Origin of the sequence: Candidatus Rubrimentiphilum sp. (assembly GCA_035710515.1) — a bacterium.
Classification (GTDB): Bacteria; Vulcanimicrobiota; Vulcanimicrobiia; order Vulcanimicrobiales; family Vulcanimicrobiaceae; genus Rubrimentiphilum.
Map to the genome: position 1 here is coordinate 1,004,481 of DASTDE010000001.1, position 11,288 is coordinate 1,015,768.

9 protein-coding genes and 2 tRNA genes are annotated in these 11,288 nt (G+C 60.1%); 10 read left to right on the forward strand and 1 reads right to left on the reverse strand.

Annotated elements, in window-relative coordinates; translation table 11 throughout:
- Positions 1–3: 3 nt before the first annotated feature.
- Positions 4–1,626: an EAL domain-containing protein gene (locus VFO29_05160; GenBank protein HET9392889.1), complete on the forward strand. Its 1,623-nt coding sequence runs from the start codon at positions 4–6 to the stop codon at positions 1,624–1,626.
- Here VFO29_05160 and VFO29_05165 read toward each other — a convergent pair.
- Positions 1,623–3,206 (reverse strand): ATP-binding protein, encoded by a 1,584-nt coding sequence (locus VFO29_05165; GenBank protein ID HET9392890.1) that lies wholly within the window; start codon positions 3,204–3,206, stop codon positions 1,623–1,625. The genes VFO29_05160 and VFO29_05165 overlap by 4 nt on opposite strands.
- Before the next feature lie 62 nt (positions 3,207–3,268).
- On the opposite strand from VFO29_05165, the gene VFO29_05170 reads away from it, so the two are divergent.
- The 9 genes from VFO29_05170 (at position 3,269) to VFO29_05210 (ending at position 11,270) form a co-directional block, all read left to right on the forward strand.
- Positions 3,269–3,350: transfer RNA gene (locus VFO29_05170), tRNA-Leu, on the forward strand.
- A gap of 129 nt (positions 3,351–3,479) precedes the next feature.
- Positions 3,480–3,551: transfer RNA gene (locus VFO29_05175), tRNA-Gly, on the forward strand.
- Between the two features lie 8 nt (positions 3,552–3,559).
- On the forward strand, positions 3,560–4,867 hold the full coding sequence (gene tig / locus VFO29_05180; protein ID HET9392891.1) for a trigger factor: 1,308 nt from the start codon (positions 3,560–3,562) through the stop codon (positions 4,865–4,867).
- A 17-nt stretch (positions 4,868–4,884) separates the two neighbouring features.
- Positions 4,885–5,493 carry an ATP-dependent Clp protease proteolytic subunit gene (locus VFO29_05185; GenBank protein HET9392892.1) on the forward strand — a complete coding sequence of 203 codons (609 nt, stop codon included), beginning with the start codon at positions 4,885–4,887 and terminating at the stop codon, positions 5,491–5,493.
- An 8-nt stretch (positions 5,494–5,501) separates the two neighbouring features.
- Complete coding sequence (gene clpX, locus VFO29_05190) at positions 5,502–6,761, forward strand: ATP-dependent Clp protease ATP-binding subunit ClpX (protein ID HET9392893.1); 1,260 nt, start codon at positions 5,502–5,504, stop codon at positions 6,759–6,761.
- Positions 6,762–6,776: 15 nt separating this feature from the next.
- The gene (locus VFO29_05195) at positions 6,777–7,070 is read left to right on the forward strand and encodes a hypothetical protein (GenBank protein ID HET9392894.1); all 294 of its coding nucleotides are present in this window, start codon (positions 6,777–6,779) and stop codon (positions 7,068–7,070) included.
- A 111-nt stretch (positions 7,071–7,181) separates the two neighbouring features.
- Positions 7,182–9,830 carry a valine--tRNA ligase gene (locus VFO29_05200; protein ID HET9392895.1) on the forward strand — a complete coding sequence of 883 codons (2,649 nt, stop codon included), beginning with the start codon at positions 7,182–7,184 and terminating at the stop codon, positions 9,828–9,830.
- Positions 9,827–10,372, forward strand: a complete 546-nt coding sequence (gene pyrR / locus VFO29_05205; protein ID HET9392896.1) for a bifunctional pyr operon transcriptional regulator/uracil phosphoribosyltransferase PyrR — start codon at positions 9,827–9,829, stop codon at positions 10,370–10,372. The genes VFO29_05200 and pyrR overlap by 4 nt, the downstream gene beginning before the upstream one ends.
- Entirely contained in the window at positions 10,356–11,270 is a 915-nt protein-coding gene (locus VFO29_05210; GenBank protein HET9392897.1) for an aspartate carbamoyltransferase catalytic subunit, read from the forward strand. Before pyrR ends, VFO29_05210 begins: the two co-directional genes overlap by 17 nt.
- Positions 11,271–11,288: the final 18 nt, after the last annotated feature.

Below are 11,288 nucleotides of genomic sequence, written 5' to 3' on the forward strand. Positions count from 1 at the left end.
AAAGTGAAAGGGCTCAAGCTCGGAACTGTCTTTGACGAAGTCTCTTTTGGCATCGCCTCTTTAGGGCCGGACGGCACCATCCTCGATGCAAATGCCGCCTTCCGGGACGTATACGCGCAAAACTCCGCGACATTGTTCTCTGATCATGAGTCGGAATTTGGCGCAATGTTCCGCGGTGAGCTGGGCTCCTTCGAATTCGAGCAGCACGCCCTTACGGGCGGCCAGGAATCGTGGACGCAATGCACCGTTTCCGTCGTCAAAGATGACAACGCGGAACCAGAATTTGCGATCTGCATGTTCCGCGACATTACCGCACTAAAGCAAAACGAGCGGCGGATGCTACACGAGATGACGCACGACCCGCTTACCGGACTGCCGAATCGCCTGCTGTTCGAATCGAAGTTGCGCGAGCAGCGCGCAGAAACGCCGGATACGGAGGCTGCATCCTTCGCCGTGCTCCTGGTGGACATCGACCATTTCCGCGAGATCAACGAGGGCTTCGGACACGATGCCGGCGATTTTGTAATCACTCAGGTCGGACACCGCCTGGCCAGCGCCGTAGGCCCGCACGAAGTAGTGGCTCGCATCGGGACTGACCAATTTGCAATTCTCGTGCACTCGCTGAAAGAACTGGAACACCTGGAGGTCACGGCACGCCGGTTGTTTAGTGCACTGGCCTTGCCGATGACGGCCGGTTTCCGCACGCTCTATGTTTCCGCCAGCATCGGCATCGCCGAAAGTTCGGCATTGCATCAGCGGGCCGAGGACCTTATGCGCGACGCTCAGATCGCCGTGCGATACGCCAAGGCCAGCGGCGGAAGCCGGACGGCCATCTTTGACTCCCAGATGCAGGCGCGCGCACAAAAACATCTGCAGCTCTCTACCGATTTGCGCGGCGGGCTGGAGCGCGGCGAGTTCTTTCTCGTTTACCAGCCGATCGTGGATCTGGAAAACGGCAACATTACCGGCTGCGAGGCCCTCCTTCGCTGGAACCACCCGACGCAAGGCTTGTTGCCGCCGGCGGAGTTCATCCCGTTAGCCGACGAGATCGGCCTGTCGACGGAGATTGGCCGCGCGGTTTCGCGCTTGGCGTGCCGTCAGTTGGCCGCGTGGAAGGACGAACACAACCTCAAGGTCCGGATGAATATCAATGTGGCTTGGCCGGACTTGCTTGAGGCGGAGTTCGAGCGGAGCTTAGTCACGGTAACGCGTGAGTTCGGCATCGAACCTTTGCAGCTGACGCTTGAAATTACCGAAAACATCGTGTTAACCACGGGCGACCGGGCGACACGCCTTGTGGAAAGCTTGCGGCAGCAAGGCTTCGGAATCTGCATCGACGATTTTGGTACCGGCTACTCGTCATTGCATTACCTGCAAAAGTTCAAGATCGATGCGATGAAGATCGATCGCTCGTTTGTTTCAGGATCGAACGGCGACGTCGCGAGCGAACCAATCGTCCGCGCGCTGATGACGCTGGCCGACGGTTTCGGCGTGAAAGTGGTGGCTGAAGGGATCGAAACGCAGCAACAGTGCGACGCGATCCGCAACGCCGGCTGCCGCTATGGGCAAGGGTTCTTTTTTGCCAAGCCGATGACGCCCGAGGCGCTCGCCGAAAAGTACTTCTAGTGCGCGAGCTCCGAGCGCTTACTTTGCTGACGCCAGCGCCAGACAGCCTCGTCGCGAAACTCTTCGCCTTCGGAATCCCGCTGCCACGCATCGGAGAATTCGGCGCCTTGGCTGCGCGGACGCCGGTTCTCCGGCAGATCGGCGAATCGAATGCGCATCGTCAGGGGCACGCCCTCGCCTGAAACAATGGCTTGCTGGGTCGGCAGCCCGGGCAATGCCGTGAGCATCGCGCGCGCCGCGTACGGTATCACCTTAGCTACAAACTCTTGATCGAGCTCGTTGCCCATGCGCATCGCGAACAACGTGCCGCACTGGGAGAGCGCGGCGGCCGAGAGTTCCGAAGGGCGTTGCGAGATGAGCGCAAGCGACACGCCGTATTTTCGGCCCTCTTTCGCGAGCCTCGTTATCGCTCGGGCGGTCGCCGCGAAACCAACGCTCGCGTCTTCCGGAACGTACCGGTGCGCCTCTTCGCACACCAGGAGAACGGGCGGCATGCGATCGCGCTCCGACCAAACCGCAAAATCGAAGAGTAAACGGCACAAAAGGGAGACGACCACGTCCGCAATCTCGGTCGGAACGCCGGACAAGTCCACGATGGTGAGCGGCTTTCCGCTGACGGGAATGCGCAGCAGGCGTCCAACGACTTCAGAAAGCCTGTCGGGCGCACCAAACACATCAGTGAACATGAACTTGAAGCGCGGGTCGCTCCGCAGCGATTCGAAACGCGCTTTAAGACGCATGTACGGCGCCGCACTGTCGGGCTTGTCGAGCTTGCCCATGTGCTGATTCAGGAAATTCATCAGGTCGGAGGTCAGGTACGGAACCGGCGTGTCGACCGTTATCGGAAATGAGACGTCGCCCGCATACTCGCTACGCGCCGCAGTAATAGCTTCTTTGAGGATCATCGCCTGCGACTCTTGTTCTTGCATCGTGCCGCCGCGGATCAATACGCGGCAGGCCTCCTCGAAATCGAACAACCAGAACGGCAATTGCAGATTGTCGACGTTCACCGTTTCGGCAAGATCGGCGAAGGCGGGCGGATACTCATTGTGCGGATCGAGCAGAATGACGTGCGCATTCGGATGTTTATCGAGCATCGACGACAGGATCAGCGTCAGCGCACAGGACTTCCCCGCGCCGGTAGCGCCGAGCAGAGCGAAGTGCTTTGTCAGCAATTCGTTGACCATCAAAAACGCAGGCTGCGTTGAATCATTGTAGAGCGTACCGACTTGGATACTCGATCGCGACGATGGAACGTAGACGGTCGCGAGATCGGCATTACTGGCGCAAATGACCGGCGTACCCGGGGCCGGGTGGTTCGATACGCCACGCAAGAAGTGCGAGCCGCCGTACTCGGCGTGAAATATTTCGCCCAAGAGGTCGACGACGATAACGCGGCCCGACGGTGAGGCGGGTTCGAGCCTAACGGCAGAGATCGTCCCGACAACCTCTCCGACCGGACCGGTTATGCTGACCATCGCGCCCACACGGACGGAGCTCAGCCCATTCCCATCGCTCTCCAGGCTCGCCATGATCTGCGAACCGTCGACCGTTAAAACACGCCCGAGAACCTCGTTCATACCTAGGTTTTCGGCTGAACCGCAGGCATCGCCTCGAACTAGTGGTAGAATAGCCGCGGCCAGGGCATGTGGCGGAATTGGTAGACGCGCTGGATTTAGGATCCAGTGGGGCAACCCGTCAGAGTTCGAGTCTCTGCCTGCCCAGGACGCGAGGGTTATGGGTGTCGCCCTCACTTTTTGGCTCGGTTAATCGTTCGGGCGACACCCATAAACCCTCGCTAGATATTAAACAGAGAGGCGTGCTGTCGGGTGGTTAAGAATAGGGCGGGTCGCGCGGAAGTAGCTCAGTGGTAGAGCATCGCCTTGCCAAGGCGAGGGTCGCGAGTTCGAATCTCGTCTTCCGCTAATTCATTATGACAGACTCCACACTGACGAAACTCTCTCCGACGCAAGTCGAACTTTCGATCGCCATCTCGCCCGAAGAGATGCGCGATGCTGAAGATCGCGCGTTCCGGCGACTGGTAAAGAAGGCAAAGCTGCCGGGCTTCCGTCCGGGCAAAGCTCCGCGCAAAATCTTCGAGCAAGCGTACGGTACGGAAACCATTTCGCACGAAGCGATGGAAGATGTCGTTCCCGCCGTCTACGCCAAAGCGGTGCGCGAGCACGATCTCGAACCGGTGGATCGCCCGCGCATGGAACTCTTGCCCGGCGAGAAGGGTGCGCCGCCAAAACTCAAGGCGGTCGTCGAGGTTCGCCCGCACATCGAGCTCGGGCAATATAAGAAACTCCAACTCAAGCGCACGCTGACGCCGGTAACCGACGAAGAGGTTGAACACAGTCTCCAAACATTGGCTCGCGAGCGCGCGACGCTTGTTCCCGCGGAACGCGAGGCCCGCTTGGGCGACGTCGTCACGATCGATTATGAAGGAAAAGTTGACGGCGTCGCGTTTGACGGCGGCGCGGCCAAGGGACAGACAACGGAGTTAATCGAGGGGCGTTTCATCCCGGGCTTCGCAACGGGAATCGCCGGAATGAAGTCGGGCGAGACCAAAGAGATCGAAGCAACCTTTCCGGAGAAATATCAACAGCCGGATTTGGCTGGCAAGACCGCGGCGTTCACGATCACCTTACACGAAGTCAAAGAGTTCGAACTGCCGGCACACGACGACGAATTCGCCAAGGCCGTCTCAGAGCATCAAACGCTCGAAGAATTGCGGGCGGACGTCCGCAAGCGCCTTGAAGCCGTTGCCGAAGCACGCGCACGCCGCGATCTCGGCAATCAAGCCGTCGAGGAAATTCTTAAACTTCACGATTTCCCGTTGCCGGATATCCTGGTGGAGCGTGAGGTCGAAAACATGCTTGGCGACGCGGCGTCGATGGCGGCGCGCATGGGCATTTCGTTTGAAGATTATTTGAAGACCGCGAAAAAAACCGAAGAGGAGCTGCGAGCGGGCTACCGGCCCGAGGCCGAACGCAGGGTGAAGGCAACCTTGGTACTCGAGGCAATCAGTAAGGCCGAGAACGTGACGGCAACGCCGGCCGACATCAAGGACGAGTTGCAGTCCCTTGCCCGGCAGTATGGGCAGCCGGTGGACCGGGTCCGTCAGGCGCTCGGGAACAACGTCCTTCCTTTAATGGAAGGTATCGTCAGGACCAAGACCGTCGAGTTTTTGGTCGAGCATGCCGAGATAGAGGAAGCAACCGCGGGCGCTACGTCGTAGTTGAGAGTCATATGATAATGGCTCACCTGGTCCCCATGGTCGTCGAGCAGAGCGCGCGGGGAGAGCGCGCATTCGATATCTATTCGCGACTGTTAAAAGATCGCATAGTTTTTGTCGGCGGGCCGGTTGACGATCATTTGGCCAACCTGGTGATCGCGCAGCTGCTCTTCCTGGAAAAAGAAGACCCCGACAAGGACATCGATATGTATATCAATAGCCCGGGCGGCAGCGTCACTGCCGGGCTTGCGATTTACGATACGATGCGCTTTATCAAGCCCGATGTTGCGACAATCTGCTCCGGGATGGCCGCCTCCATGGGCTCCATCTTGTTGACCGGCGGCGCGCAAGGAAAGCGTATGTCGCTGCCCCACTCCAAGATTCTCATCCACCAGCCCTGGGTCTCGCAGGTGGGCGGGCAGGCCACGGATATCGAGATTCACGCCCGGGACCTCATCGCCACCCGGCGCATGCTGGCGGGAATCTACGAGGAGACCACCAAGAAAGATGTCGAGCAGATTCTTAAGGATATCGAGCGCGATTACTATATGACGCCGCACGAGGCCAAGGACTACGGCATCATAGACTCGATCATCGAGAACCGCTCGTCGCTGGCAACGCCGGCTTAAGGGGAAGAATGTTTCGGTTCGGGGACGAGAAGGGGCAGCTCAAGTGCAGTTTCTGCGGTAAATCGCAGGAGCAGGTGCGCAAATTGATCGCCGGCCCCGGCGTCTACATCTGCGACGAGTGTATCGAGCTCTGCAATGAGATCATTGAGGAAGAGCTCTACAAGAACGTCGACGAGAATCTGCGTCTCCGCAACATTCCGAAGCCCAAAGAGATCAACCACATCCTCAACCAGTACGTGATCGGGCAAGAGCGAGCCAAGAAGTCTCTGGCGGTCGCGGTCTACAACCATTACAAGCGCGTCAATATGGGCGGCACGGCGGACGACGTCGAGCTGCAGAAATCCAACATTCTTTTGGTTGGCCCGACGGGTTCCGGCAAAACGTACCTGGCGCAGACGCTGGCCAAGATCCTCGACGTACCGCTGGCGATGGCCGACGCGACCTCGCTCACGGAAGCCGGTTACGTCGGCGAAGACGTCGAGAACATTCTGCTCAAACTGATCCAAGCGGCGGACTACGACGTGAAGCGCGCTGAGAAGGGCATCGTCTATATCGACGAGATCGACAAGATCGCGCGCAAGAGCGAGAATCCGTCGATAACGCGCGACGTCTCCGGCGAAGGCGTGCAGCAGGCGCTGCTCAAGATTTTGGAAGGCACGACCGCCAACGTTCCGCCCCAGGGCGGCCGCAAGCATCCGCACCAAGAGTTCATCCAGATCGACACGACCAACGTGCTGTTCATCTGCGGCGGCGCCTTCGACGGCCTCGAGCGGATCATCGAGTCGCGCGTTGCGAACAACAACATGGGCTTCCGCGCGCAGCCCGAGGGCAAACGCGACCTCCACGTCGGCAAACTGCTGCAGCAGCTCATGCCGGAGGACTTGCTGAAGTTCGGCCTCATCCCGGAGTTCATCGGGCGCCTGCCGATCGTCGTTACGCTCGACGCGCTCGACGAGCTGGCGCTGCGCCGCATTCTCGTCGAGCCGCGCAATGCGCTCGTGCGCCAGTTCCAAAAGATCATGGGCCTGGACGGCGTCGAGCTGACCTTCACCAAAGAAGCGTTGATTGCGATTGCCGCCAAGGCTCAAACCCGTAAGACCGGTGCGCGCGGACTGCGCTCTATCCTCGAAGAGACGATGCTCGACGTCATGTACGACCTGCCTTCGATGACCGGCGTGAAGAAATGCGTCGTCAACAAAGAAGTCATCGAGAAGAAGGAAGCGCCGACGCTCATCTACAGCGAGCGTCAAAAGGACATGCCCGCCTAACAGAAAGGCTGCTCGATGTACGTAACGGTCCGCCGCTACCGCGGCGATATGGCATCCAAAGACCGCATCTATAAGCACGCACGCGAAGTCTTCTTGCCAATGATTTCGAAGCTGCCCGGCTTCGTTTCGTACCACTGCTTCGACGACGGTGACGGCATCTTCACCTCGGTAAGCATCTTCGAAAAGAAATCGGCCGAATGGGAATCCAACTCTATGGCGGCCGGCGACGTGGCCGAACATCTTTCAGGATTGCTCGAACGGCTCGACATAACCGAGGGGCACGCCGAGGTCGCAGCTTTGTCATCCTGAGCCATTGTGTCATGGTGAGCCTGCCGAACCATCCCCGAGCAGCGCGCAGCATGCGCGCGTGACGAGGGGCGCCGAGGGGCGCGCTAGTCGAGCACGGAACGCAGAGCGACCGTGGCCGAGCTTCCAAAGAACTACGATCCCAAAGCTGTAGAGTCGCGGCTCTATAAGCGTTGGGAAGACGCGGGCTACTTTCACGAGGAGCCCGATCCGTCGCGTCCGCCTTTCATCATCTGTATGCCGCCGCCGAACGTGACGGCGCGCGCGCATTTAGGGCACGGCTCGACTTATACGCCGATGGACGTGCTGACGCGCTATCATCGCATGCTCGGCGAGAATGCCGACTGGTTGCCCGGTACGGACCACGCCGCGATCGCGACGGAAGCTGTGCTTGTCCGGCAACTCGCTTCCGAGGGGAAGTCACGCGAGTCGCTGGGGCGCGAGAAGTATCTCGAGATCGCGTGGGAGTGGTCGCGCGAGACCGGCGGCACGATCTTCGAACAGTTTCGCCGTCTGGGTTTCGGGCCGGATTGGCAGCGCAGCCGGTTTACGATGGACGAAACGCTATCGGCGGCAGTGCGCAAAGTTTTCGTCGCATTATATCGCGACGGGCTGATCTATCGCGGCAAACGCTTAGTCAACTGGGATCCGAAGGCGCGCTCGACGATCTCCGATGCCGAAGTCGAGCACGAAGAACGCGATGGAACGCTGTGGCAGATCAGGTATCCCTTCGACTCCGCTCAGGGTCGTTCGATTCCTCACGATGACAACGGACCTCACCATGACAATGGGATTGAGGTTGCGACGACGCGGCCGGAGACGATGCTCGGCGACGTCGCAATTGCGGTTCATCCGAAAGACGGGCGTTACGCGCATCTCGTAGGGAAGTCGGTGCTCGTTCCGCCGCTGCTGGAACGCAGCATACCAATTCTTGCGGACGAAAGCGTCGACCCGGAGTTCGGAACAGGTGCGGTTAAGGTAACGCCCGCGCACGACGCCACGGACTACGAGATCGGTCTTCGCCACGACTTGCCTATGCCGGCGGTGCTCGATCTGGACGCACGGATCAGCGGCGCCGATGTTCCCGTCGGACGCTACGAGGGCATGAGCCGCGAGGAAGCACGCGCGGCGATCGTTGCCGACCTCCGCGCGAAGAAGCTCCTCATCGAAGAAAAGCCTTATCGCTACGCCATCGCAATCAGCGACAGAACCGGCGAAGTCATCGAGCCGCTACTTTCGTTGCAGTGGTTCGTGAAGATGAAGCCGCTGGCGGAACCGGCGCTGCAGGCCTATCGCGACGGACGCGTGCGCTTCGTGCCGGAGCGTTACGGACGCACCTTCGAACAGTGGCTCGAGAACATCCGCGACTGGAACATCTCGCGCCAGATATGGTGGGGTCACCAACTTCCGGTTTGGTACACAGATGACGGCTCGGTCGTTGTCGCGGAAACGGAGGAAGAGGCGCGAGAATTAGCGCGCAAGCAGCATAAGACAGAACGGCTAACGCGCGATCCGGACACGCTCGACACGTGGTTTTCGAGCGGGCTCTGGCCGTTCTCGATTCTCGGCTGGCCGGAGACGACGCCCGAACTCGACCACTGGTATCCGTCGCAAGTGCTGTTGACCGGGTGGGAGATCATCTTTCTCTGGGTTGCGCGCATGGTGATGCTGGGACTCAAATTCATGGATCGGGTTCCGTTCAAAGACGTGTTCGTCGCGCCGCTTGTTTTTGACGCTCAGGGACGCAAGATGAGCAAGTCGCTCGGCAATGTGATCGATCCGCTGGATTTGATCGAGCGATATGGCGCCGATGCATTTCGCATGGGCATGATGCGCCAACTGCGCTTGGAGAGCCAAGAGGTGCGCTTCAACGAGAAGCGCTGCGAAGAAGCCCGCAATTTCAATAACAAGATTTGGAACGCGCTGCGCTACGTGCTGGCGCTCCCGGAAGGCCTGCCGCCCGCCATGCAGTTGGCGCCCGTCGAACGGCTCACGATCGCCGATAAGTGGATTCTGACGCGCCTGCGTGAGACCGCAGCGGACGTCAGCGCCGCTTTCGACCGCTACGACTTCGGTATCGCGGCGGAAACGATCTGGTCATTCGTGTGGTACGAGCTCTGCGATTGGTACTTGGAGGCCACAAAAGATCCCAACGCGCGCGAGACCCGTGCGGCCGTTCTTTCATTCGTGCTCAATCACGCGGTGCGGCTGCTCCACCCCATCGCCCCGTTCATTACGGAAGAGGTGTGGCTCACGTTACCACACGACGGCGATACGATCGTTACGTCGAGCTGGCCGGATCTGGCCGAGATACCGTCGGATCCGGATTCCGCCACGATCTTCGAAGCGCTGCGCCGCAAGGTCGAACAGGTCCGCAATCTGCGAGCCGAGTTGGCCCTCGCTCCACGCGAACGCCTCACCATCGACGTGCCGGCTAACGTCCCGCCGGCGGTTGCATCACTGTTGGCAACGCTTGCCGTCGCAGACGTCGCGGGCGCGCCCGAAAAGGGAGCGTCGCTGGCTGAAGCGCTTACAGCCGTTGAGGCGCAAGCGCCCCGCCACATCCTCAGCGAGCGCTATAAGAAGGAAGCCGTACGGCTGCGGAGCGAGATCGAACGCTCGGAAGGCAAGCTGGCGGATCAGCGGTTCGTCGCAAATGCGAAGCCTGAGGTAGTGGCGAAGGAGCGCGAGAAATTAGCGGGTTACCAGAGGGATCTCGAGCGCGTTTTAACCATGCAGACGGAAATGGGAGCCACCCAGTGACCGCGTCCACAGTAAAACGGCGCGTGCTCGTCGGCGCGGCCGAGATCGACCGGATTATCGCGCGTCTCGCGCACCAAATTCTCGAGCCCGAAGGGCCGCAGGCGCGGCTCTGCATCATCGGTATCCGGCGCGGCGGGGAATCGCTGGCGCAACGGATCGCCGCGCACATCGAGCAGACGTCGGGGAAAAAGCCTCAACTGGGTTTCCTGAACATCAATCTGTATCGCGACGATGACGTTTCGCACGAGCTGCCGGAATCGCAGATCCCGGGTGACCTCGGCGGCAAGACCGTCGTTATCGTGGACGACGTTCTCTATACGGGCCGGACCGTGCGTTCGGCGCTCGACGCCGTGACGGACTTAGGAAGGCCGGCCGCCGTCCGCCTGTGCGTTCTTGTCGACCGCGGCTTGCGCGAATTGCCCGTCCAGCCCGATTACGTCGGGCGGTTCGTCCCGACGAGCCGCAAAGAGCGCGTGAACGTGAGTCTCGGACGCGAGCCCTCGGAAAGCGATGAGGTGACCATCGTTGCGGACGAGACGTAGCTTAATCGACCTCGATGATCTAACGGCTTCGGAGATGACATATATCTTCGAGCGCACGGCGGATTTCGAGCGCGACGAACCCGGCCGCTTGCTCGACGGTTTGGCATGCGTAAACATGTTCTTCGAAAACAGCACGCGCACCATGACGTCCTTCGCTTTAGCGGAGCAGCGCCTCGGCGGTACTGTCGTCACGCTTTGGCCCAAAGAGTCGAGCCTGCAAAAGGGCGAGACGATCGAAGACACCGCGATCACGCTCGCGGCAATGGGCGTCAGTGTCCTTGTGATCCGGCATCAGGAAGAAGGCTATCCGCGCCGGGTCGCTTTAGCTTTCGACGGCCACGTAATCAACGCCGGCGACGGCACGCACGCGCATCCCACGCAGGCGCTGCTGGACATTTACACGATCCGCGAAGAGTTTGGTGATTTGCGAGGCCGCCGGGTCGCGATCGTCGGTGATATTTTGCACAGCCGGGTGGCGCATTCCAATATCGCAGGCTTGCGCAGTTTCGGCGCCCAGGTAATCCTGGTCGGTCCGCCGGGATTTTTGCCCGATGACTACATGCAGCCGCACGTCACGATCGCCCGCGACCTGGATGCAGTGCTGCCGGAGATCGATGCACTCATGCTCCTGCGCATCCAACGCGAGCGCTTTGAGAATATGCCTCTCTCCGACAAGGAATACATCGAGCGCTACCAACTCGATGCGCGCCGCTTGAAACGCCTCGGCGGGGAGACGATCGTCATGCACCCCGGTCCGTATCATCGCGGGATGGAATTGGACGACAGCGTGCTGGACTTCGCCGGCTGGCGTTACGCCAAACAAGTGATGCATGGCGTTTCGGTTCGCATGGCGCTGCTGGATTTTCTCGTGAACGGCGCCCCGGCGTTGGTGGCCTGACATTCTGATTGCGGGCGG

Coding starts and splice junctions, on each gene's coding strand:
- VFO29_05165 (HET9392890.1), bottom strand. CDS start 3,206: ATGAACGAGGTTCTCGGGCGTGTTTTAACGGTCGACGGTTCGCAGATC.
- tig (HET9392891.1), top strand. CDS start 3,560: ATGACAGACTCCACACTGACGAAACTCTCTCCGACGCAAGTCGAACTT.
- VFO29_05185 (HET9392892.1), top strand. CDS start 4,885: ATGGCTCACCTGGTCCCCATGGTCGTCGAGCAGAGCGCGCGGGGAGAG.
- clpX (HET9392893.1), top strand. CDS start 5,502: ATGTTTCGGTTCGGGGACGAGAAGGGGCAGCTCAAGTGCAGTTTCTGC.
- VFO29_05195 (HET9392894.1), top strand. CDS start 6,777: ATGTACGTAACGGTCCGCCGCTACCGCGGCGATATGGCATCCAAAGAC.